Source organism: Sphingorhabdus rigui (genome assembly GCF_014196595.1).
In the GTDB taxonomy this organism is placed as follows: domain Bacteria; phylum Pseudomonadota; class Alphaproteobacteria; order Sphingomonadales; family Sphingomonadaceae; genus Sphingorhabdus_B; species Sphingorhabdus_B rigui.
The window spans coordinates 1214189-1235763 of record NZ_JACIEA010000001.1 but is presented as its reverse complement, the minus strand read 5'-3'; the positions used below and the strand labels follow the sequence as shown (position 1 = coordinate 1235763).

General features: G+C 55.8%; 20 protein-coding genes, 2 tRNA genes and 1 pseudogene. 9 read left to right on the top strand and 14 right to left on the bottom strand.

Annotation, left to right across the window (positions count from 1 at the left end; translation table 11 throughout):
• Window positions 1–5: 5 nt before the first annotated feature.
• From GGR91_RS05615 to GGR91_RS11630, 4 genes and pseudogenes are all read right to left on the bottom strand, one after another.
• Window positions 6–731, bottom strand: coding sequence for a TadE/TadG family type IV pilus assembly protein (locus tag GGR91_RS05615; RefSeq protein WP_183940857.1), 726 nt, complete (start codon window positions 729–731; stop codon window positions 6–8).
• A gap of 3 nt (window positions 732–734) precedes the next feature.
• Window positions 735–1343, bottom strand: a complete 609-nt coding sequence (locus GGR91_RS05610) for a TadE/TadG family type IV pilus assembly protein (RefSeq protein ID WP_183940855.1) — start codon at window positions 1341–1343, stop codon at window positions 735–737.
• Window positions 1344–1357: 14 nt separating this feature from the next.
• Window positions 1358–2704 (bottom strand): hypothetical protein, encoded by a 1347-nt coding sequence (locus GGR91_RS05605; RefSeq protein WP_246337113.1) that lies wholly within the window; start codon window positions 2702–2704, stop codon window positions 1358–1360.
• 186 nt (window positions 2705–2890) lie between these two features.
• Window positions 2891–3040: pseudogene (locus GGR91_RS11630) on the bottom strand (TadE/TadG family type IV pilus assembly protein); the annotation flags it as partial.
• 168 nt (window positions 3041–3208) lie between these two features.
• Between GGR91_RS11630 and GGR91_RS05600 the strand changes: the two are divergent.
• Window positions 3209–3808 (top strand): squalene/phytoene synthase family protein, encoded by a 600-nt coding sequence (locus GGR91_RS05600; protein ID WP_183940853.1) that lies wholly within the window; start codon window positions 3209–3211, stop codon window positions 3806–3808.
• Window positions 3809–3850: 42 nt separating this feature from the next.
• Window positions 3851–4315: an EF-hand domain-containing protein gene (locus tag GGR91_RS05595; protein ID WP_183940851.1), complete on the top strand. Its 465-nt coding sequence runs from the start codon at window positions 3851–3853 to the stop codon at window positions 4313–4315.
• Here GGR91_RS05595 and trmFO read toward each other — a convergent pair.
• Window positions 4312–5649 (bottom strand): methylenetetrahydrofolate--tRNA-(uracil(54)-C(5))-methyltransferase (FADH(2)-oxidizing) TrmFO, encoded by a 1338-nt coding sequence (gene trmFO, locus GGR91_RS05590; RefSeq protein WP_183940849.1) that lies wholly within the window; start codon window positions 5647–5649, stop codon window positions 4312–4314. The two genes, GGR91_RS05595 and trmFO, sit on opposite strands and share 4 nt — an antisense overlap.
• Window positions 5650–5706: 57 nt before the next feature.
• Here trmFO and GGR91_RS05585 point away from each other — a divergent pair, with 57 nt between their 5' ends.
• Window positions 5707–6561: an NAD(P)H-hydrate dehydratase gene (locus GGR91_RS05585; protein ID WP_183940847.1), complete on the top strand. Its 855-nt coding sequence runs from the start codon at window positions 5707–5709 to the stop codon at window positions 6559–6561.
• Complete coding sequence (locus GGR91_RS05580; RefSeq protein ID WP_183940845.1) at window positions 6539–7222, top strand: lysoplasmalogenase; 684 nt, start codon at window positions 6539–6541, stop codon at window positions 7220–7222. Before GGR91_RS05585 ends, GGR91_RS05580 begins: the two co-directional genes overlap by 23 nt.
• Window positions 7223–7427: 205 nt before the next feature.
• Here GGR91_RS05580 and GGR91_RS05575 read toward each other — a convergent pair whose 3' ends face one another.
• From GGR91_RS05575 to GGR91_RS05565, 3 genes are all read right to left on the bottom strand, one after another.
• Complete coding sequence (locus GGR91_RS05575) at window positions 7428–8588, bottom strand: DUF3089 domain-containing protein (protein ID WP_183940843.1); 1161 nt, start codon at window positions 8586–8588, stop codon at window positions 7428–7430.
• Entirely contained in the window at window positions 8585–11296 is a 2712-nt protein-coding gene (gyrA, locus tag GGR91_RS05570; protein ID WP_221204259.1) for a DNA gyrase subunit A, read from the bottom strand. Before gyrA ends, GGR91_RS05575 begins: the two co-directional genes overlap by 4 nt.
• Window positions 11297–11444: 148 nt before the next feature.
• Complete coding sequence (locus tag GGR91_RS05565; protein ID WP_407698401.1) at window positions 11445–12140, bottom strand: SDR family oxidoreductase; 696 nt, start codon at window positions 12138–12140, stop codon at window positions 11445–11447.
• Between the two features lie 127 nt (window positions 12141–12267).
• Here GGR91_RS05565 and GGR91_RS05560 point away from each other — a divergent pair, with 127 nt between their 5' ends.
• Complete coding sequence (locus GGR91_RS05560; protein WP_183940837.1) at window positions 12268–13599, top strand: hypothetical protein; 1332 nt, start codon at window positions 12268–12270, stop codon at window positions 13597–13599.
• A 48-nt stretch (window positions 13600–13647) separates the two neighbouring features.
• Here the strand turns inward: GGR91_RS05560 and GGR91_RS05555 are convergent, their stop codons facing one another.
• On the bottom strand, window positions 13648–14124 hold the full coding sequence (locus GGR91_RS05555; RefSeq protein ID WP_183940835.1) for an Lrp/AsnC family transcriptional regulator: 477 nt from the start codon (window positions 14122–14124) through the stop codon (window positions 13648–13650).
• A 166-nt stretch (window positions 14125–14290) separates the two neighbouring features.
• On the opposite strand from GGR91_RS05555, the gene GGR91_RS05550 reads away from it, so the two are divergent.
• The 3 genes from GGR91_RS05550 to GGR91_RS05540 all read left to right on the top strand — a co-directional run bounded on the left by GGR91_RS05550 (window position 14291) and on the right by GGR91_RS05540 (window position 16363).
• Window positions 14291–15925 (top strand): histidine kinase dimerization/phospho-acceptor domain-containing protein, encoded by a 1635-nt coding sequence (locus GGR91_RS05550; RefSeq protein WP_183940833.1) that lies wholly within the window; start codon window positions 14291–14293, stop codon window positions 15923–15925.
• 217 nt (window positions 15926–16142) lie between these two features.
• Window positions 16143–16219 (top strand) — tRNA-Ile (locus GGR91_RS05545).
• 67 nt (window positions 16220–16286) lie between these two features.
• Window positions 16287–16363: transfer RNA gene (locus GGR91_RS05540), tRNA-Pro, on the top strand.
• 143 nt (window positions 16364–16506) lie between these two features.
• On the opposite strand, the gene GGR91_RS05535 is transcribed toward GGR91_RS05540, so the two are convergent.
• Complete coding sequence (locus GGR91_RS05535; RefSeq protein WP_183940831.1) at window positions 16507–16743, bottom strand: hypothetical protein; 237 nt, start codon at window positions 16741–16743, stop codon at window positions 16507–16509.
• Entirely contained in the window at window positions 16740–18137 is a 1398-nt protein-coding gene (locus tag GGR91_RS05530; protein ID WP_183940829.1) for a M28 family peptidase, read from the bottom strand. The genes GGR91_RS05535 and GGR91_RS05530 overlap by 4 nt, the downstream gene beginning before the upstream one ends.
• Before the next feature lie 114 nt (window positions 18138–18251).
• Between GGR91_RS05530 and ettA the strand changes: the two genes are divergently transcribed.
• Complete coding sequence (ettA, locus tag GGR91_RS05525) at window positions 18252–19931, top strand: energy-dependent translational throttle protein EttA (protein ID WP_183940827.1); 1680 nt, start codon at window positions 18252–18254, stop codon at window positions 19929–19931.
• Window positions 19932–20013: 82 nt separating this feature from the next.
• On the opposite strand, the gene GGR91_RS05520 is transcribed toward ettA, so the two are convergent.
• The 3 genes from GGR91_RS05520 to GGR91_RS05510 are packed head-to-tail and all read right to left on the bottom strand — an operon-like array spanning window position 20014 to window position 21574.
• Window positions 20014–20643: a pyridoxamine 5'-phosphate oxidase family protein gene (locus tag GGR91_RS05520; protein WP_183940825.1), complete on the bottom strand. Its 630-nt coding sequence runs from the start codon at window positions 20641–20643 to the stop codon at window positions 20014–20016.
• On the bottom strand, window positions 20640–21263 hold the full coding sequence (locus GGR91_RS05515) for a carbonic anhydrase (protein ID WP_183940823.1): 624 nt from the start codon (window positions 21261–21263) through the stop codon (window positions 20640–20642). Before GGR91_RS05515 ends, GGR91_RS05520 begins: the two co-directional genes overlap by 4 nt.
• The gene (locus GGR91_RS05510; RefSeq protein WP_183940820.1) at window positions 21263–21574 is read right to left on the bottom strand and encodes a P-II family nitrogen regulator; all 312 of its coding nucleotides are present in this window, start codon (window positions 21572–21574) and stop codon (window positions 21263–21265) included. The genes GGR91_RS05515 and GGR91_RS05510 overlap by 1 nt, the downstream gene beginning before the upstream one ends.
• Window position 21575 lies beyond the last annotated feature (1 nt).

Genomic DNA, 21575 nt, shown 5'->3' with positions numbered 1-21575 from the left:
CCGCTTTAACAGGCGGAGACGGTTGCCTTCTCATTATTGTATATCCCGTCGCTTCCAGTGGGGCCAACGGTGTCGCGGTTCTCGCGCACCACCATGGATGCGACTTGGCTGATCGTCCTATCGGTCAGTTTCGAAAAACCGTTTACGATCATTGGCTTAAAATAATATTGCAGTTCGACGAACATCAGTACACCTCCAGGGGGAGGGGATGCTTGCTGTCCAACAGGGCCAACTCCGGTGACGCTTGTCGCGGTCGACGTGGTGCCGTAGTTTGATTTGTAAAAACTCGCCGAGCCGGCGCAGCGTTGCCACCGGATGCGGTATCGCGGAGCGGAAGCGTCAAATGCAGCGACCTCTTCAACACTGGATAAAATGATCCGGGCATTGCCGCGCGTAGACTTCACGCCGGATGATGGATCGGTGTAGTCGTGATTTCCACCAAGGCTGATGCGCGTGCCCTCACGCAAAGATCCTTGAAAAACATCGTTGATTTGCGTTTCCGAAATGGTTTTATTCGCTGACGGCGTTGTTGTCCCAATACGCGCTGCAGCATCGGCGGTGTGCAGTGCAATCTGGTTTATCTGCATGACGACGGACGCATAATTTGCGGTTTCGACGCCGCCTACGAGCAAGCCGATGAAGAAGGGGAGGGATATCGCAAGCTCGACCATCGCCACACCACTTTCGTTACGCTTTAGCTGGCGGAACTGTCTAAGATATTCATGTTCCATATATTACACCGATGGGCAGTTGACTTGGACAGGTTTGCCATAGCCTGTCTGGTCACCATAAGGCTGGTTTGCGAGAATAGAGTTTGATTCCATTTCGACGTTGGCCGGCCAGCCAAACATTGCCGCCAACGGAAAAAGCCGGGGGTAACTAACCTTAAATGTGATGATAACGATATCCCTTGCGCCACCTTGTCCGTCGGATCCGCCGTCGGCGTCCCAAACCCCGTTTCCGTTTGCATCCATAAAGGCTTCACCGCGATCGCATTTCAAATTACCAGGTGATTGTTCGATAACCTCTTCGGCGCGTGCCAGTGCGGCCGTCGAAAAGGTCTTGAAATAACGTCGGCTTACTTTGACGGTAGCATCTGGCGCGAGTTCACGGATTGTCGACGCGACCTCTTCATCGATAAGTTCTTGTTGGGTTAAAGAAGTCGCGCCTTCTAACGACGAGCTTCGTGCCGCATCCTGCACGGCGCCGTCTAAGGTCGCACGGACGAAAAAGGAGTGCCCGGTATCCATTGTACCCAGGAGCATCATAATGACCACAGGCGCAATAATGGCGAACTCCACGATGGACACGCCATCTTCATTGGATCTGAATTTTGCGATCATCAAACGCCCGGTCCCTATTTTGTCAAACGGAGTGCTGAAATTTTGGCAGCAATCTCTTTGAAGTTGCTGATCAGCGACGCAACACTTGAGGCTTGAACGAACTTTCCCGGTGTTGCACATGCTCTCAATCTGTCGCTGGTTGTACCACTAACGCTTCCGTAGGACACGACCCATAGATTGATGTTTTTGTTTTTGATCGCCTCACAAAGCGCAACTGTTCGGGCGTCCGTCAGCTTTTCCAAAAGGCTGCTCGTTGGCGCAGAACCTGTTGGCGTCTGTCGGCGGTCATACCAATGCACACCATAAGCAGAATAGTCATCTTCGTTGGTTTGTGTATCACCGTCGGTCATAAAAACCATGTGGCGTTCAATCGTCATGTTCTTTGGCGCATTTAGCTCGGCAAAAATACCGGTCGGTGACATGATCCGCGCACCCCATAGCAGGCCGATGTCATGATATGTGGAGCCACCGGTTGTCAGGTCGTTTACATATTTGCTAAAATCGGAAGCTTCCCAAGTTTGAAATGTCCTTGCCGCGGTCGGGCAGCTGTCGGCGACTGTTGGCATCGTATCGCTCGAGTTTGCCGCTACTGATATATTTTCAAGACTGCGCGTGCTACGCACCCTGATGCCCCAAAATGTAGTGAAATTATAGCGTTGCCATATGGCACTTGGCAGCATCGGCCCCCATTGGGATGCAACGTTTGATTTCGTCGGGACCAGATCAATGTCCATGTCGAGCGCGGTTGACGGAATCGGATCCCAATCGTTGGAAGGATCACTGTCCGGCGCACGGAAGGTTTGCCGCTCTTCAATGCATCCGGCCCAGTTTACCGTGGTGTTCGCGCCTTTATCTCCGATTGGCAATTGTAACGAGGACTGCCAGGGATTTTTTCCGGTACCTTTTAGCCCGCTTACGTTGAATGTAACCGGTTTGTAAGTCCATCCCGAAAAGTCATTCTTAGTGTCAAATGAAGCTTCCCGCGACTGGTAGGTCCATCGGTCCGCCATGTAATCGAGCGGCAATAACCGGCCGACGTTCACGTTGACGGCATAGGGCACAAATCCAAATCGCATTTGTACACTGCCTAGGTTGGATGCCGTGGGATCACTCGTTTCACCACAGTCTGACGGCTGAATATCCGTGATGTTTTGCTTTGCCAGCGCTTCGTAAAAGCATTTCACTGCCTTACGGAGACCATCAATCTTAGGTTCCGTCGACCCTGAATTTGGAATCGGCTCGTCCATCGACCCTGTTGTATCCAGCACAAACATAACGTCGGTGTTCGGAACGCGCAGTTCTGCTTGGCAGCTCACACTCACAGCTTGCGATTTTTGGCCAAGCACGCGCATCAACGTCATGGGAATGGTTACAGATGCGGTCCCTTTGACGTTTCCGTTAGATTCGGCGAAGCTGCGGACAAGGCCGGTCGTTCCATAAGCGCCGCTTGGGAAGTTCTGGTCGAACAGCTTTTCCGCCTGCGTTTTTGCGGCGTTGCCATTGTCGGCCCATTTGCCAAGCCCCATCGTTTTGCGGCCGATGAGCGCGCCGGCATCACAAGCACCTTGCAACCGCGTTTGACTTAGATAGATGCGGCTCATGTCGACACCTCCGCCCACAAGACCGAAGAACGGAATTACCGCCGCAGCGAAAAGAGCAAGGACATTGCCTTCTTCATTCTTGAGCAGGCGCGACATCACGCCAGACACCTTGTTGGCCTCGACATTCTTCACAATTGTTGCCCCCTGGTTTCCACAATGGATTCTCGTCCCCCTTTGCGCGCGTCGTAGTAAGTCTTCTTTGAAGGATCAGGGTTACCCAAGCGTTAACTATAGAAAGTATAATGGCGTGAAACGGGTGACAGCATGAATGGTATCGCATCACAGCTTCCGCCTCCGAGCAACCTCGCTGTGGTCTACACGCCGGTTGTATTTCGGCATGCTTTCACCCTGTTGCTTCAATTGGATGCGCGATTTACCGACGTCGTGCGCAAAGCGCGTGAGCCGATGATTGCGCAAATCAAATTGGCATGGTGGCGCGATGCTTTTGCCGCAGAACCCGCGCTGCGACCAAAGGGCGAACCTTTACTGCAAGCGCTCGGCGCGTGTGGAGATGTCATTTCATTGTCGGCATTGCAGGACTTGGTTTCGGCATGGGAGTTGCTGCTCGGCGAGGGGGAGTGGGCCGCTAAGGATATTGAAAAGCATGCCGCTTTGCGTGGGGGCGCGATCTTTGGATCTTACGCCGCTTGGTTAGGCGAGGGCTGTGATGTTAGTGCTTTGTCACATCAATGGGCGCGCGATGCGTTGCGTGTGGAATTCTCGTCAAAATTGAGCGTGCCCAATAATCAGCCACTTGCGGCGTTGCCTAAGGGCCGAAAACTTCGTCCCTTATCCATTTTGGCGATGTCGGTTCGCAATGTGTCCGGATTGCGGCTTATTGGCCATGCCTTGACGGGGTGGTAGCTTTGTGGCCCTATTGCCGTGATGTCATCATGGGGGAAGGTCATGCAGCGGATATTGGTTGGCTGTGTAGCGGCATTGTTGCTCGTCGTTTCAGGACTTTGGTTCTGGCAGACGCAGGCTAACCAGCCGAACCTGATCCCCGCCGCGCCGCCGCCTGAGGCGATCTTGGATGCCTTGCCCCAAGCGGGAGCCAATGCGCCCGCGTTCGGCCCTGCGCCGCCGACACCGCCCGAAGCGCCCAAGGCAAGCCGTGAGGAAATGCGTTTCAACCGTTATGACCGCAACCGGGACGAGCTTATTTCCCGCCTAGAAATGATGGGCAGCCGAACGAAGGCGTTCAAGGCATTGGACCGCGATGGCAACAATTTGCTCACTTTCGAAGAATGGGCGGCGGCCACCGGAGAGCGCTTTGCCGGCGCGGACAGGAACAAGGACCAGTTGCTCACCCGCAAGGAATTTGCGCAGACGCGGCCGAAACAAGCCGAAAAGCCCGGGTGCCGCTGTTAAGCCGCAACCTTTTGCGCGCTGATCCAATTGTTTAAGTCCGTCCGCGCACGCCCAGTCATCGCGGCCTTGCGCGATTTTTTGTGCACTTTTTCGTCCAGCGGCGCGAACAGCCCGAAATTGATGTTCATGGGTTGATAGTCATCGGCCAGCGCATCCCCCGTGATATGCCCCAAAAGCGCACCAAGCGCGGTGGTGGGCGGCGGCGGGGTGACGGTGCGTCCTGAAATCTCCGCCGCGGTCATGATCCCGGCCATCAGCCCAACCGCGCTGCTTTCGACATAGCCTTCGCAGCCCGTAATCTGTCCGGCAAAGCGGATATGCGGCGATGATTTCAGGCGCAGCTGACGATCCAAGAGGATGGGCGAGCGAATGAAGGTATTGCGGTGCAAGCCGCCAAGCCGCGCAAATTCGGCCTTTTCAAGCCCGGGGATCGTGCGCAGCAGTTCAACTTGCGCGCCATGTTTCATCTTGGTTTGGAACCCGACCATGTTCCACAAAGTGCCTTGCTTATTGTCCTGACGCAGCTGCACCACGGCATGGGCCCAACGCCCCGTGCGCGGATTATCCAAGCCGACGGGCTTCATCGGGCCAAAACGGAGCGTATCGAGCCCGCGAGACGCCATCACCTCAATCGGCATGCATCCTTCGAAATAGGGGGTGTTGGTTTCCCATTCCTTGAATTCGGACTTTTCGGAATCAAGCAATCCCTGATGAAAGGCGCGATATTGCGCTTCATCCATGGGGCAGTTGATATAATCCTTGCCTTCGCCCTTGTCCCAGCGCGATGCATACCATGCGATGTCCATGTCGATGCTGTCATGGTACACAATCGGCGCAATTGCGTCGAAAAAGGCAAGGCGGTCTTCACCGGTTTTCGCCATGATGCTTTCGGCCAAATTGGTCGCGGTCAATGGACCCGTGGCGATAATGACAGGGCGGCCGGCCGGAATAGAATCGACACGTTCGCGCACGATTTCAATATTGGGATTGTTTTCCAAATGCTTGGTGACGGTTTCTGAGAAAACATCACGATCAACCGCCAGCGCCGATCCAGCGGGAACCTTGGCGACTTCCGCCGCTTGCATGATCAGCGACCCCAGATCGCGCATTTCCTGATGTAGCAGCCCAACGGCGTTGTTTTCCGCATCATCCGAACGAAAGCTGTTTGAACATACCAGTTCGGCAAGCCCATCGGTCTGGTGCGCTGGCGTCATGTCGCCCGAGCCGCGCATTTCCGAGAGTTTCACCCGCATTCCGCGCTGCGCCAATTGCCAAGCCGCCTCGCACCCTGCCAAGCCGCCACCGATAATTTGAACGTCATATGATTTGATCATGTGGCGCGGCTATCAAAAATCTTTGACGCTGCACAGGTAAAAGCGGCAAGATGGACTATGGGATTTACGCTTAACCTTGCCGAAGACCGAACGATAGCCCGGCCAACGCTGGTCCCGCCGCCGTCTGATGCGCATAAATATAGCCGGGGCCATGCGATGGTCTGGAGCGGGCCGCCGCTTCGAACGGGCGCATCGCGCTTGGCGGCGCAGGCGGCTTTGGCGGTCGGGGCAGGGCTGGTGACGATCATCGGCGATCGCGCGGCGTTGGCGGAACAGGCCGCGCATGTCTCCGCGATCATGCTGCGAGAGGCGGACGATAAGTTGGCGTGCATCGACCGCCGCGTGACGGCGCTCGCCATTGGGCCGGGGGCAGGGGTGGGCATTGCGGATATTGTCTGCGCGCTGCAGAAGCGCGAGATCCCGATGGTGCTGGATGCCGATGCTATCACCGCGTTCGCGGGCGATCCTGCGCGGCTTTTCGAGCATCTGTGTGCAAATGACGTCATGACCCCGCATGCCGGCGAATTTGCGCGGCTGTTCCTCGATATCGACCTCGCAGATCGCGCGGCGGCAGCATATACTGCGGCACAACGGTCGGGGGCGGTGGTTCTGTTGAAAGGTCCGCACACCCACATCGCCGCGCCGGACGGACGTGTTGCCGTCAACCGCCATGCATCGCCATGGCTGGCAACTGCGGGGTCGGGCGATGTACTGACCGGACTGATCTGCGGACTGATGGCGCAAGGCATATCCGCCTTTGACGCCGCCTGCATGGGCGCGTGGTTGCATGGTGATATTGGCGTGCGTGCGGGGCCGGGGCTGACCGCGGATAAGATGATGGACCATATTCCACTTGTCTTGCGCGGTTGTTTGCACGATGCATCGGCGGATGACACAGGACCTCGCACATAAACGACCTTATCTGTTGGCCAGCTTGATCGCCGGGATAAGCTTTCCGGCAACATGGCTATTTCTGCCGCTTGAGGGCGGATTGATCGCCCTCGTCTGGAAAATGGCGGCGGTCGGCTTGCTGGTGCCCTTTGCGTTGCACCGGCATCATGTGGGGGAATTTGTGCCCTTGGCCATCATATTGGCCTTTTATGCGCTGGGCGACGGTTTGATTGAATTCAGCATGGTTGCAGGGGCGCTGGCCTTTGCCGCCGGTCATCTGGTCGCCATCTGGCTGTATTTCCGGCACCGGCGTGTGGGGCCGACGTTCAGCCAGAAACTGCTCGCAATTGTCATTTTCCTGCTGACGCCAGTGATTGCCTATGGTCTTCCGCCGACGACCGACGAAGCGGTTCAGGTTGCGGCCTATAGCGTCATTTTGGCCGCGATGGCCGCGATGGCATGGAGCAGCAACTTCCCCCGTTACCGTGTCGGGTTCGGCGCGGTTTTGTTTGTCATTTCGGACTTGCTGATATTTGCGGAACTTGGTCCGCTCGCAAATTCGAAGGTGTCGGGCATCGCGATCTGGTATCTCTATTATTTCGGCGTGTTGATGATTGCCGTCGGCGTGGCGCAAACCTTGGTCAAACGCGGGCATTATCCGGAAGGTGAAGAGCGCGATTAAACCGACGCCCTTTGGCGCGGCGTTCTAAAGCGACAAAAGCGCCCCGCGACGATGTTTTGATTGTCTCGTTTGTCGCTTTAACGATGACATTGCGCTTTGGCATATTCACAAAATATCGACATTGAGAAAGAGCGGCCAAGTCAGTTGGTTGCGTGCAGGATCTCAAATCAAATCCTACATTGCAACCGTCGTTACAAAACTGTTCTTAACGGTCGCGCGCTTTCCATGCCGCCAACTGCACGGGCACCAGGTCCACCATATCCTGCATAACCAGCGACACGTCGATCAGGTGAAGTCCCCAGTCCTGCGCGACAAATGCGCCAAAGCGGACATCACCGCCGACATCGTCAATGCGGGGGTCGGCAGGGTCTGCGTTGATGCGGACTGACAAGACATTTGCACCGTTTACCGTCACGCACTGCGCTGCGTATAGTCCGGGAACCGCGACGGATGGCGTCGTAACGGGAGCATTGTCTTTGGTCCAGCGCGGACTATCTGTCACCAAGTCGCCAATCCCTGCACCAGAGGGAAAACGTGCGTTCACTGTGGCCATGCCGCCGCCAAGCGCAGCGGGGTTGGCGCAAATGGTTTCCTGCGCGGTGTCTGGCACACGGCCATAACGGCCGTTTGCAGGTGGCGGCGAGGTTTCGCGAAAACTTGTCCAGGCAATGACGCAATTGGTCTGCGCTGCTTTCCGGCACACCGGCGTCTGTTTCAAATCGGCGCCCCGGTCCTTACCCTTTGGCACTGCGACATTGGTGCCCGCAAGCATAGCCGACAACATCTGCGTCGCGGCGGGTTTTCCTTCGATTTCCTCGGCAATCAGGCGCTTGAGCAGTCCCGATCCTTGCGAATGTCCGACAAGAACAAATGGTCGCCCCTTGTTATCGGCCGCCATGTAATGCCGCCACGCATCGCGTACGTCATTATACCGAAGTTCGGGGTCCATTGGGATGGGATTCCCGATCATGTTGGAACGCAACCAGCTTAAGGTCGATTGGCGATAGATCGGCGCGAAAGTTTGGCACACAGTGCCAAAACGCGCAAACTGCGCCTCAACGACGCGACGTTCTTCGTCATTGGCGATCATGTCGCTATTTCCGCCCGGATCATATGACAAGGTCGGGTACACATAGAAGCAATCGGCTTCAGCTGCTTTGGCCCGCGTTACCGTTCGGACAGTACGCGTTCCATCTGGCGCAACCTCGGTTACGTCAAGGCTAGGCGTGCTGCACGCGTCGCGGCGGCCTGGACGGCAAAGCCAATTCTGTTCTAGCGCATAGTCATTCGGCGCAGCGGCGGGAGCAGCAGGTGCGGTTTGCGTGGCGGCTGCAAGGACTGCGGCAATCACATGCGCTGTGGTCATACGGGTTCGTTTCCTTCGGATACGTCGGCTACTGCAGATGCAACCTCGTTCGTGTCGTCGATTGCGCCGTCTGCCTCTTCATCACTCTCGTCAATCTTCGCTGCGCCGACGACATGTTCATTGTCGCCAACGTTGAACAAACGCACGCCTGCGGTGCCGCGGCCAAGGACGCGTAGGCTGTCCAGTGGCATACGGATCAGCTTGGCCTGGTCGGTGACGAGCATCAACTGGTCCCCCTTGGTTGCGGGGAAGCTGGCGACAACGGGGCCGTTGCGTTCGATATTGTCGATATTGGTGATACCCTGACCACCACGGCCCGTGCGGCGATAGCCATAAGCCGATGACAATTTGCCATAGCCATTGGCGCATACGGTCAGGATGAACTGTTCACGCTCCGCCATCTCCGCGATGCGTTCCGCGGACATTGTGGGTTCGCCTTCCTTCTCTGGCTTCCATGGGGCGAAGCGCAGATAATCTTCGCGCTCTTCAGGCGTGGTGCCCACGCGCTGAAGGATGGATAGCGAGATAACCTCGTCGCCCTTGGCCAGCTTCATGGCGCGAACGCCGGTCGACGCGCGGCTTTGGAATTCGCGAATGTCGTCGGCGGCAAAGCGGATCGCCTTGCCATTGCGGCTTGCCAGCAAGACGTCGTCTTCGGGGCTTAACAATTCCACGCCGATCAGTTTATCGTCCGCATCTTCGCCTTCAAACTTCATGGCGATTTTGCCGTTGCTTGGGACATTGGCAAATGCGTCCATGCTGTTGCGGCGGGCATAGCCCTTGGCCGTGGCAAAGACGACGCTGAGGCCGCCCCATTCGGCTTCGTCCTCAGGCAGCGTCAAAACGTTGGAAATCACTTCGCCTTCGCCCAATGGCAGCAGGTTGACCATGGGCCGACCGCGGGTCGATGGGCCGCCTTCGGGCAGCTTCCAAACTTTTAGGCGGTAAACCTTACCAATGTTTGAGAAGAACAATACGGGTGTGTGCGTGCTGGTGACGAACAGTTCGGTGACGGCATCTTCATCCTTGGTCGCCATACCCGCGCGGCCCTTGCCACCACGGTTCTGGGCGCGGAAAGCCGCCAATGCGGTGCGTTTAATATAGCCGCTATGGGTGACGGTGACGACCATTTCCTCACGCTCCATGAGGTCTTCGTCATCAAGGCCGTCCCAGCTGGCGGTGATTTCGCACAAGCGGGGCGTCGAAAATTCGGCGTCAATGGCGACCAGCTCTTCACGCAAAACCGCGTACAGCTTTACGCGGTCGCCCAGAATTGCGAGATATTCTGCGATGCTCTCTGCAAGCCCCTGAAGTTCCTTACCAATTTCATCGCGGCCAAGCGCCGTCAGGCGGTGCAGGCGCAGTTCCAGAATGGCGCGCACCTGAAGCTCGGACAATTGGTAGCTGTCGCCCGTAATTTCGGTTTCAACGGCTTCCACCAATTTGATGTACGACGCGATTTCCGCAATTGGCCATTTGCGCGCAATCAACGCGGCGCGCGCCTCTGCGGGGCTGGCCGATCCGCGAATGATGCGGACGACTTCGTCCAAATTGGTGACGGCAACGACAAGCCCAAGCAACAAATGCGCCCGTTCGCGCGCTTTGTTCAGTTCGAACTTCGTTCTGCGGGTGATGACCTCTTCGCGGAAGCGGATGAATGCCTCAATGATGTCGCGCAGGTTAAGGACTTCAGGCCGCCCGCCGCGAATGGCGAGCATATTGGCCGGAAAGCTCGATTGCGCCTGTGTATGGCGCCACAATTGGTTCAGCACCACATCTGTGGTCGCATCACGCTTCAGATCGATGACGATGCGCACGCCCTTGCGGCTGGATTCGTCGCGAATGTCGGAAACGCCCTCAATGCGCTTGTCCTTCGCGGCTTCGGCAATTTTTTCGACCAAAGCGGATTTGCCGACCTGGAACGGAATGCTGGTCAGGACGATTGAACGACGATCGCCTTTGCCTTCCTCAATCTCGTGGCGGGCGCGCTGCATGATGGAGCCCTTGCCTTCGCGATAGGCCGAACGTGCGCCGCCGGTGCCAAGGATTAACGGCCCCGTGGGGAAATCAGGGGCAGGGACGATCTCGATCAGCTCATCAATGGAGATGGCCGGATTATCGATATAGGCCAGGCAGGCCTTGATAACTTCGCCAAGATTGTGTGGCGGGATGTTGGTGGCCATGCCGACGGCAATACCGCCAGCGCCGTTGACCAACAGATTGGGGAAACGTGCGGGCAAAACCTGCGGTTCTTCGCGGCTGCCGTCATAATTGGGTTGGAAATCGACGGTGTCTTTGTCGAGATCATCCAACAGCGCGTTGGCGACCTTGTTCAACCGTGCTTCGGTGTACCGCATCGATGCTGGCGGATCAGGGTCCATCGATCCGAAGTTACCCTGACCATCGATCAAGGGCACGCGCATCGACCAATCTTGCGTCATACGGGCAAGCGCGTCGTAAATCGCGCTGTCGCCATGCGGGTGATAGTTGCCCATGACGTCGCCGACAATCTTTGCCGATTTCCGATATGGTCGGCCCGCGACAAAGCCGCCTTCCTGGCTGGCGAACAAAATACGGCGGTGAACGGGTTTCAGGCCGTCACGCACGTCCGGCAGGGCGCGGGATACAATGACCGACATCGCATAATCGAGGTAGCTCGACTTCATTTCGTCGACGATGTCGACGGGCGAAATGTCTGATGGTTCCATTGTAACTATGTCGTCGCTCACAGCGCGAAAATCCTTATATTTTTTGGGTAACTAACCCATAGACCCAAGTCGGTCATATGACCACAAGCGACTGCCCAAATAGGGGTGTTGTCTACAGCTTATCCACAGATTCACGCAGTGGTGTGGGTTAGGGGGCGACAACGCTGCCATCATAAGCAAAAATCTGGCCGCTTTGCTCGGGCTTCAGGCTTGCAAGCACGGCAAGCATATCCGCAGCAGCGCGGGCAGGGACGAAGCGTTCGTGCGCCGGATTGCCCTTAAATGGCGCGCTCAGCTGCGTTTCGACAGTGCCGGGGTGCAGGGCGACCACAACCGACTGTGCATTTTTGCGCTGCCATTCGATCGCAATGTTGCGGATGAACATATTGAGCGCGGATTTCGACGCGCGATAGCTATGCCATCCGCCAAGGCGATTGTCCGAAATGCTGCCCACGCGGGCGGAAAGCGCCGCAAAGCAGACCGGGCCTTGCTTGGCCATGATCGGCAGAAAATGTTTCGCCACCAAAGCCGGGCCAACCGCATTGATGCGGTAGTTTTCCATCATCCATTCCGGATCAAGCTCGCGCAGGGTTTTTTCTGGCCCTTTGGCGGCTGTGTGCAGCAACCCTGTGGCCACGATGACCAATTGCGGCGCTGTGCCTGCCAAATCGCTTGCTGCGGCGGCTATGCTTGCCTCGTCCAATATGTCTATCGCGGGCACGCTTGTCCGATGCAGCCGAATGACGCGGTCATATTGATCGCCCGCATCCAAAGCATCGGCGAGCGCGGCACCAATGCCACCACGTGCGCCAATTATCACTGCGGTACGTTCAGGCACTTGAATTTTCCTCTGGTTCGTTCAACGGGAATTCATGCGACTGCGCTATGTCAATTGCACTGAAGATGGCAAGGTCCTATACACGACGTTAACCAAAGCCCATGGCAATACACCACTAGTCCCGGAGAGTTAAATGAAGCTGGTTTCAAAATTTGCCCTTGCACTTTCATTCGCCGCTATAACCGCTGCGCCTGCTTTTGCGCAGTCCGATGAAAAGCCCAAAAAGGAAAAAAAGGGGAAGGAAGCCACGCCTGCGGCTCCCAAGAGAAATTATTCCAAACCGTTCATCGCGGCATACATGCCTGTTGCCAATCTTTTGAACAAAACCAAGGATGCAGCCGCAGCGAAGGTTGAATTTCCGAAGATTCTTGCCGCCATTGCCAATGATGACGACCGTTATGAAGCTGGGATATTGGCCGTGAACATCGGCGTGGCGGCGAAAGACAGCGCATTGCAGGATCAGGGTATCGATCTGTTGCTCGCTTCTGCGACGACGCCTGTTGAAATGAAGCAGGCATATACGTTCCGCAAAGGTGCGATTGCCTATGATGGCAAGAAATTTGCTGACGCTGAAAAGAATATGTTGGATGCGTACAACCTTGGTTACCGCGCCAACAACATTGAGTTTTTGATTTCCAACGCCATGTCGCAGCAGAATAAGGATGCTGACGCTATCGCCTGGATTGGCAAGGCCATTGCAGCGAGCAAGGCAGCTGGAGCGGTTAACAAAGGCTATGTCGTCCGTGCCGCCAACCTTTCTGCGAAAGCGAAAGATTATGCCGGTGCCGCCAATTTCTATAAGGATTTGGTGATCGCCGAGAATAACCCCGATTACTGGCATGATGCCCTTGCGTTCTTCAATCGTTCGCTCGACACGAACCCTGAAGAGTCGCTTGACCTCATGCGTTTGATGCGCGCGACCAATGGTTTGCGCTTTCAACAAGAATATGCCGAATATCTCGACAGCTTAAGCTATGTCGGCGTGCGCTATCCTGCAGAGGCCGTTTCCGTCTTGGATGAGGGCTTCGCAAAGGGCATCATTTCACGCAACAACGTGACCTTTAGCGAGCGTTACAATGAAGCCAAGGCACGTTTGGCGGAAGATACCCGTACATTGGCGGGAACGATCGCACCGGCAAAGGCGAGCCCTAAAGCTATGCTGGCGACGCTGACAGGCGACTCATTCTTCTCACACAAGGATTATAAGACAGCCAAGGACCTCTACGAAACAGCTATAAGCAAGGGGCCAGTGCTTGATAAGGATGGCGGAAACCAGACCGACCGCACCCGCTTCCGCCTTGCCATGTCGAAAACCATGCTCGGCGATTATGCTGGCGCGAAGGCCGATTTCGCGCAGATCACTGGTGGAAACCGCAAGGCAATTGCCGAATATTGGGTGATGTACATCAACCATTTGGAAAAGCCCGCACCAGCCGCGGCGCCTTCGGCAACGCCAGCGACTTAAGCTTTGGGATACATCATGAAAAAGGGCCTGAGCAATCGGGCCCTTTTTTTATGCCATGGGTATTGGTACGCCGGGTTCGTCTTTTGCGGTGCGAATGGTCAGCGACGTTTTAACGCTGTTTACATTAGGTGCGGACGTTAACTGCGATGTCAGGAATTCCTGAAATGACTGCAGATCGCGCGCAACGATTTTGAGGATGAAATCAATTTCGCCATTCAGCATGTGGCATTCGCGCACATCGGGGAGCGCCCGAACATGCTGTTCAAACGCCTTCAGATCTTCTTCAGCCTGACTTTTTAAGCTGACCATGGCAAACACGGTGATTGTGTAGCCCAACGCGCTGGCGTCGACATCTGCGTGGTAGGATTTAATCGTCCCCGACTGTTCCAGCGCACGCATACGTCGCAAGCATGGCGGGGCGGTCAACCCAACCTTGGTTGCAAGCTCGACATTGGTAATGCGACCGTCAGCCTGCAATTCCGCCAAAAGCTTCATATCTATCGCATCGAGGTTCATATTAGCCATTATCTTGTTATTTCCATTTCCATTATGCCGCCATGTTATAATATAATTATATTATATTGCAATTGTCCCAAAGTGTGACGCATCAATTTTGCCGCTTTTGCACGTCCTGATATCGGTTTATTCCACGTCAATCACACGGATAATGTACCATTAGGACTTGCCGAATTTGCGCTTTGACGATCGCCTTCAAACCACTTTGCGTCAGGCGGAAGATGATGCCATTGGCTTGTCAGTAAAATGGCAACAACTTGTTGATATATTAGCGCAAAATCCGTCCAATTTTGACCCGTCTGCGGTCGCCTCCGGCTTGCAAAAGGTGCGGCAGTTCATGGACGTGGTTCCTTCAACCGTCCGCGAACAATGTATACGCGCTTTATCTGGCCGACTGTGCTCTGCGCCTTTGCTTTTGCTTCTATCGGACGATGTTCCGGCGGTTGCCGCAGCGGCGGTGAGCGGCGCGCGGCTGAATGACATGGAATGGGCAGATATCGTCCCCCATATGTCCACCCGCGCGCGCGGATTCTTGCGCAACCGCAAGGATATTGGCCCCGTGACCCTGCGTGCGCTTCGTGCTTGGTCGTCCGCAGACTTTGTGTTGTCTTTCGATGAAACCGAACGCGAGGCGGTCGTGCCCGCACCGCAAGCTGTGCAAATCCGCGATATTGTTGAACGTATCGAAAAACTGCGGCTTACGCGTGAACAGCACGAGCCGGCCGAAATGCTGGCTGAGGCGTCTATCGAACACGACGTTTCGTTTTACGAACCTATTGACGAAATTCGCTTCGAAACCGACGAATATGGCACCATCAGCTGGATTGAAGGCGCGCCTGCGGGGGCGGTTGTCGGCGTGGATATCGGTGAACCCGCATATGACGAGGGGCCTGGACCAGATGGTTATGGCGCCGCTGCCTTTCGGCAAAAAATGCCGCTTGAAAATGCGCGCATGCGCCTATGCGGAACGCCTGCCATTGCCGGGGACTGGCGGATCAACGCTGCACCGTTTTTTGAACCTGCCAGCGGACGGTTCAACGGCTATCGCGGGATATTGCGTCGTCCCAATCTCGCGGAAGTCGCGCACATTTCTGAAGGCGGAGCCAATGATGCGGATAATATCCAGCAATTGTTGCACGAACTGCGCACGCCGTTGGGCGCCATTATTGGCTTTTCCGAAATTATTGAACAGCAACTCTTTGGACCTGTTAACGAGGAATATCGCACAATAGCCGGTAACATCCTGCGCGATGCCGAGCGCTTGCTGTCTGGCTTTGATGATCTTTCAACCGCTGCAAAAATTGAGACCGGATCCTACGCAACGAAGATCGGTTCGACGAATTGTGACTGGCTGTCGCTTCGGTTGGCAGAGCGGCTCTACGAATTGAGCGACGTTTTGCACGTTACCCTGAACTTGGTCCATGCCCATCCGGTTCGGCCATTTGCTTTGGATAACCATCTGGCGGAACGTCTTTTTTCGCGCTTGTTGTCTGCCGTCATCATCGGCTGCGAGCCGGGCGAAATCCTCGATGGTCGTTTCCGGACGGAGCGCGGGTTGAACGCGGTTAACCGTTTCGTGCTTAGCTTGCCTAAAAAGCTTGCCGATATGGACGAGAGCGAACTTTTCGGTTCCGGCCCGCTCGATGATTCTCATGACGCGCCATTGCTTGGGTTAGGCTTTTCGTTACGCCTTGTGCGCAGCCTTGCACGAAATGTTGGCGGGGATTTACGTTTTTACAATCAAGCGCTGATCGTGTCGCTTCCAGCCGTCAATGACGGGCGAACCGGATTAATGGACCAAGAGCGATAATGATATGGCGCGGCAGTGGGGGGCGATGCCAATCAGCTTGAGCAGCTTAATAATGTGTGGGACGGCGGATTTTGCCACTTGCGGGAAGCGGCGTTCGACCGACAAGGATGGCGGAAATTGTAAATGCCAACGGATTTAAATCTTTTTGATGAGATAAAGGCTTGCAAGCGCGCCCAAAGTTCGGCTATCGGCGCGCAGGCAGTTGGCGAGCCGGTCAGGGCCTGTAGCTCAGTTGGTTAGAGCTGGCCGCTCATAACGGCTAGGTCGGGGGTTCGAGTCCCTCCGGGCCCACCAGTTTCACTTTTGTGGAATTTGGCAGGCAGCCAGCCGCGCGGACATTGTTATACCAGTGATCCCATGTCGGGGAGTAGCGCAGCCTGGTAGCGCATCTGGTTTGGGACCAGAGGGTCGCAGGTTCGAATCCTGTCTCCCCGACCATTTCTTCGGAAATTTTTAGACAGATCACGGCTATCGATGGTTTCATCGCGCATAGCATGTGCGGTGATCGCACATTGTATCTCAGCAGAGACATTTTGGCAGATTTTTGACGGTTCTCAGTGACCCGTCCGGCGAGAGAGTACTTACTGCGCCGCGCCGCCACTTGCATCGGCCGCGTCAATTTCAGCCTTCGCATCCGCCTCAATAAGCTTCGTTGCCTCTTCGGCGGCTTGTTCAATCGTCAGCTTCTGCTGAGCCAGCTCATCTTTCTGTGTGACCGCTGGCGTGCCCGCGTCGTCAGGCTTGCCCGCTTCGGTTGGGGCCGTGTCACCACAGCCCCCAACCATAAGCATGAGCGCCAAGACAAAAGCGTGTTTCAACGCGCCGCCTCTGGCTTTAGTTCGCCGTCATAATTTGCAACGAGCGCCAAGGTCGCAACCCATGCAGCCACGTTCTGACGCAATTCGGCTTTGTCGATCTTGTCGAGCGTATCGTCGGGCGTGTGGTGCAGGTCGAAATATTTCGTACCATCTTGCTGCAGGTCAATGATGCCCAATTTCTGCGCCGCGATGATAGCGCCAACATCCGCGCCGCCACCGGCCAATTCCTTGCGCGGAACAACGCCCAGCGGCGCCAATGCAGAAACGATCTGACCGCGAAGCGCCGACGCGCTTTCGGGCAGGCGGAAATCAACGGCCCAGACTTTGCCCGCGCCGAAATCCGATTCCATCGCGAAGGCATGGGGCTCATTCGCGTGCTTCGCGCCATAATCCCGGCCACCCCAAATGCCGACTTCTTCCGCGCCAGCCCACAGCAGGCGTACGGTGCGCTTGGGTTGGCCCATCGATTGCAAATGCTTGGCCGCTGCCCCGATGATACCGCAACCTGCGGCGTCATCAATGGCGCCGGTCCCAAGGTCCCAGCTATCCAGATGGCAGGCGATAACAATCATGGGCAGATCGGGGTTCGAACCCTTAACTTCGGCCAAAACATTGCCTGATGTCTGCATCCCGACATTTTTTGGGGTCAGCTTCAGTTTCAACCGCACAGGCTTACCGCGCGCAATCATCCGCTCCAGATTTTCAGCGTCGGGTATCGACAATGCACCAGCCGGAATGGGCGTGACGCCGGGATCAAAGTTGGTGTTTCCCGTGTGCGGGTTGCGATGATAATCGGTTCCGATTGAACGGATGACGATGGCCGCCGCACCCTTTTTCGCGGCGATGTTCGGACCGACAAAGCGGGCAGGGCCAAATGCGCCATAACTGCTGCCGTCCTGCGTGGCTTTCATATTGTGGCTGACAAAGGCAATCTTGCCTTTCAAGCTGCCATCGGGGGCTGCGCGCAAATCATCAATCGTCGGGAAATATACAATTTCAGCTTCCAGCCCGGCTTCACCGGTGCTGCCGCTATTGCCCAATGCGGCAATGGCGAGTTTCTGCGGATAGGGCGCGACGATGGATGCGGTTTCTTCGCCGCGTACCCATGTGGGCATCTGATATTCTTCGATGCGGACATTATCAAAACCCAGCGCCTTCAGCTTGCTGACCGACCAAGTCCGTGCGCGTGCTTCCGCTTCGGTGCCGCCCTGCCGTGGGCCGATTTCGGTGGTGAGCCCTTCGACGATTTCATAGGCGAAACTGTCACTCTGCAACGCTTTGTCGCGGATCGATGCGACTGAAGCGCTGTCCGGCGACGCAGGCGCGCCAAGGGCGAGTGATGGCGAAAGGAACAGCGTGGAGGCTGCGGCGAGCAATAGGATGTTTTTCTTCATGCTTGGCAGGCTTAATCGCATCGTCGGGATTTGCAATCCCACCTTGCGGCGAAACGCGCAGATAGCTAGGGAAGCGGCCAAATCAAAAGTAATGCAACACAGGAATTAAAGCCCATGGCAGCCCAATATAGCTTCGTAATGAAGGGAATGACGAAAACCTTCCCCGGCGCAAGCAAACCCGTCCTCAACAACATCAATCTGCAATTCTATCCGGATGCAAAGATCGGCATCGTTGGGCCAAACGGCACGGGTAAATCCACGCTGATGAAAATCATGGCCGGAATGGACACAGAGTTTACGGGCGAAGCGTGGCCCGGCGAACATATCCGCGTTGGCTATCTGGCGCAGGAGCCAGAGCTTGATCCGAACAAAACGGTCAAGGAAAACGTCATGGACGGCGTACGCGCGGTTGCCGATCTTGTGGACCGTTTTAACGAGATTTCGACCATCATGGGCGATCCGCCCGAAGATGCCGACTTTGACGCGCTCATGGAAGAAATGGGCACGCTTCAGGAAAAGATTGATGCCGTCGATGGCTGGTCGCTCGATAGCCAGCTGGAGCTCGCTATGGACGCGCTACGTTGCCCTCCCGGCGACAGCCCCGTCACCAGCCTGTCGGGCGGTGAAAAGCGCCGTATCGCGCTGACGCGGCTTTTGCTGGAAAAGCCCGACATTCTGTTGCTCGACGAACCGACCAACCACTTGGACGCAGAGTCCGTTGCGTGGCTGGAAAAGCATTTGGTCGATTATAAGGGCAACGTCATTCTCGTGACCCACGATCGCTATTTCTTGGATAATGTCGTCAGCTGGATCCTTGAGCTCGATCGCGGACGCTATTTTGTCTACGAAGGCAATTATTCGACCTATCTTGAAAAGAAGGCGAAGCGTCTGGAGCAGGAATCGCGTGAAGACGCTGGCCGTCAAAAGGCGATTAAGGACGAGCTGGAGTGGATCCGGCAAAGTCCAAAGGCCCGGCAAACCAAATCAAAAGCGCGTATCAAATCCTTTGACCAGCTGGTCGAGGCCCAGGAAAACCGCACACCCGGCAAAGCGCAGATTGTCATTCAGATACCTGAGCGTTTGGGCAGCAAGGTTATTGAGGTCAAAAATGTGACCAAGGCCTATGGTGACAAATTGCTCTTTGAAAATCTGTCCTTCACCATTCCGCAGGGCGGCATCGTTGGCGTCATTGGTCCAAACGGTGCGGGTAAATCGACCTTGTTCCGCCTTATCACCGGTCAGGAAGTTCCAGATTCGGGTGAAGTTGAAATCGGTGAAACTGTCCGATTGGGCTTTGTCGACCAAAGCCGCGATGATCTCGACCCCAACAAGAATGTGTGGGAAGAAATTTCCGGCGGCGCCGACTTTATGAAATTGGGCAAGCATGAAACGCCGACCCGCGCTTATGTTGGTGCGTTCAACTTCAAGGGTACCGATCAGCAGAAAAAGGTTGGTTTATTGTCCGGTGGTGAACGCAACCGCGTGCACATGGCGAAGATGTTGAAGCAAGGCGGCAACGTGCTTCTGCTCGACGAACCTACCAACGACTTGGACGTTGAAACGCTTTCGGCTCTTGAAGAAGCGTTGGAAAGCTTCGCCGGTTGCGCCGTGGTCATCAGCCATGACCGCTTCTTCCTTGACCGTCTTGCAACGCATATTTTGGCGTTTGAAGGCGACAGCCATGTCGAATGGTTTGAAGGCAACTTTGAATCATACGAAGAAGACAAAATCGCCCGCCTTGGCGACGAAGCCACCCGTCCACATCGTGCAACCTATAAGAAGATGACGCGTTAATGCTCATATGAAGCGCCGCCTCCTCTGCAACGCCAATGCAGCAGAGGAGGGCGCTTTGGTCCTTAGGATAGCGTGCCGCGGTTTAGGGAACCAGCCAGTTCCCAAGCCATAGATTTTGCGTTTGGTCCCAATGCCATCGTGCGCGGCGGTGCCCTGCATTGGCCAGATATAGCCATTCCATGCTGTCCGCGTGAAACATCAAAGCCGCAAAATTTCCGCGGTAATCGGCCAATTGATCTTCTTCGGGTTGTTTGCCTTCAATCCATTCCGGCAATCCTGACGACGGTTGCGCAATCGGCGTGCCTGGAGCGGCTTCGGCCATGTAACAGCGACGGGCAAAGGGCGTTGAACCGGACCATGCTGTATCTGCGACATCACCGTCGGCTGCAATATGGGCGCAACCGGACAGCCGAATCTGCGCTTTTGCCGCCGCATCATAGACCAAAACGCTCGTCGCCGCGCCCTGCTGCAGTTGCGCAATCTTGTCGGACCGTGCGTCCGTATGAAAGCGCAAGCTTCGACGATCACGCGACACTTCGCGCAGGATCATAATGCGCAATTGCGGTGTTCCGTCCGCATCAACGGTACCGATGGTCGGCGTGTGCGCGGGACTCTTCCGGTCCGTTACACCGGCTTCAACGACATTCCACGCTTCTGCAAAACTCGCGTCAAGGTCGTTATAATAGGCTGGCAAGGCGACCTGATGGGTCATTGGACCTCAAACTCGTCGGTTTGGTCATTGAGTATGTGGAGGTGGCCGTCGGCGATGCCGAAATAGGCACCATGCAACTTTAGCTGCCCGGATTGCTCGCGCTCTGCAATGAATGGAAATGTGCGCAGGTTTTTCAAACTCACGCGAATGGCGTCCAATTCCAAATCATGTTGCGGGTCGTCGGACGCGGACGCTAAAATCTTGTCACGGGCAGGGCGCACAATGTCGACCCAGCCATCGATGAAACTATGGCCACCGTGGCCCAGATTTGCGCCTTCCAATGACGCTTTAATGCCGCCGCACTGGGCGTGACCAAGGACAACAATGTGCCGGACTTCCAACCCCATTACGCCAAATTCGATTGCTGCCGACACCCCATGCAAACCGCCGCCAATTTCATAAGGCGGAACAAGGCTCGCGACATTGCGTAACGCGAACACTTGGCCGGGTGTGGTGTCGAAAACGGTGGCTGGATCGACCCGGCTGTCGCTGCACGAGATGATCATGATTGGCGGCGCCTGACCATCACTGGCCAGTTCGTCATAGCGGGCTTTCTGACGGACATAAGCGTCAGATTTGAAGCGGCGGTACCCGTCTACCAATTGGTCAAATTCAGACATTAAAATCTTTCCCCGCGCAAAACCTGCACATCGCCGATTGTCAGCAGCATTCCATAGCTGTCGAGCAATGGCGCAATCGCCTCAATCAATCCGGACGTCTTGGTCTCTGACGCGATAGCCAGCACAATCGTCTTTGCGCTCGCTCCCGTGACATCGTCATCTTGCCACTCACCAGCGCGGCCACCGCCAGAGTCCACATGGATTACGCTCCAGCCAGATATATCGACCGCTTTCAGTTGCGCGACAACCCGCGGCACAAGCGGCGTATCCACCAGAATTTCGATCCGCTTACGGCTGACAGTTTGAATCATA

What these genes read in the sequence shown, in the direction of transcription:
- GGR91_RS05515 (WP_183940823.1), bottom strand. Translation starts at nt 21,263, where the DNA reads ATGTCTGAATTTGACCAATTGGTAGACGGGTACCGCCGCTTCAAATCT.
- GGR91_RS05605 (WP_246337113.1), bottom strand. Translation starts at nt 2,704, where the DNA reads ATGACGTTGATGCGCGTGCTTGGCCAAAAATCGCAAGCTGTGAGTGTG.
- GGR91_RS05510 (WP_183940820.1), bottom strand. Translation starts at nt 21,574, where the DNA reads ATGATTCAAACTGTCAGCCGTAAGCGGATCGAAATTCTGGTGGATACG.
- trmFO (WP_183940849.1), bottom strand. Translation starts at nt 5,649, where the DNA reads ATGATCAAATCATATGACGTTCAAATTATCGGTGGCGGCTTGGCAGGG.
- GGR91_RS05575 (WP_183940843.1), bottom strand. Translation starts at nt 8,588, where the DNA reads ATGACCACAGCGCATGTGATTGCCGCAGTCCTTGCAGCCGCCACGCAA.
- ettA (WP_183940827.1), top strand. Translation starts at nt 18,252, where the DNA reads ATGGCAGCCCAATATAGCTTCGTAATGAAGGGAATGACGAAAACCTTC.
- gyrA (WP_221204259.1), bottom strand. Translation starts at nt 11,296, where the DNA reads ATGGAACCATCAGACATTTCGCCCGTCGACATCGTCGACGAAATGAAG.
- GGR91_RS05610 (WP_183940855.1), bottom strand. Translation starts at nt 1,343, where the DNA reads ATGATCGCAAAATTCAGATCCAATGAAGATGGCGTGTCCATCGTGGAG.
- GGR91_RS05595 (WP_183940851.1), top strand. Translation starts at nt 3,851, where the DNA reads ATGCAGCGGATATTGGTTGGCTGTGTAGCGGCATTGTTGCTCGTCGTT.
- GGR91_RS05580 (WP_183940845.1), top strand. Translation starts at nt 6,539, where the DNA reads ATGACACAGGACCTCGCACATAAACGACCTTATCTGTTGGCCAGCTTG.
- GGR91_RS05520 (WP_183940825.1), bottom strand. Translation starts at nt 20,643, where the DNA reads ATGACCCATCAGGTCGCCTTGCCAGCCTATTATAACGACCTTGACGCG.
- GGR91_RS05530 (WP_183940829.1), bottom strand. Translation starts at nt 18,137, where the DNA reads ATGAAGAAAAACATCCTATTGCTCGCCGCAGCCTCCACGCTGTTCCTT.
- GGR91_RS05615 (WP_183940857.1), bottom strand. Translation starts at nt 731, where the DNA reads ATGGAACATGAATATCTTAGACAGTTCCGCCAGCTAAAGCGTAACGAA.
- GGR91_RS05585 (WP_183940847.1), top strand. Translation starts at nt 5,707, where the DNA reads ATGGGATTTACGCTTAACCTTGCCGAAGACCGAACGATAGCCCGGCCA.
- GGR91_RS05560 (WP_183940837.1), top strand. Translation starts at nt 12,268, where the DNA reads ATGAAGCTGGTTTCAAAATTTGCCCTTGCACTTTCATTCGCCGCTATA.
- GGR91_RS05600 (WP_183940853.1), top strand. Translation starts at nt 3,209, where the DNA reads ATGAATGGTATCGCATCACAGCTTCCGCCTCCGAGCAACCTCGCTGTG.
- GGR91_RS05555 (WP_183940835.1), bottom strand. Translation starts at nt 14,124, where the DNA reads ATGGCTAATATGAACCTCGATGCGATAGATATGAAGCTTTTGGCGGAA.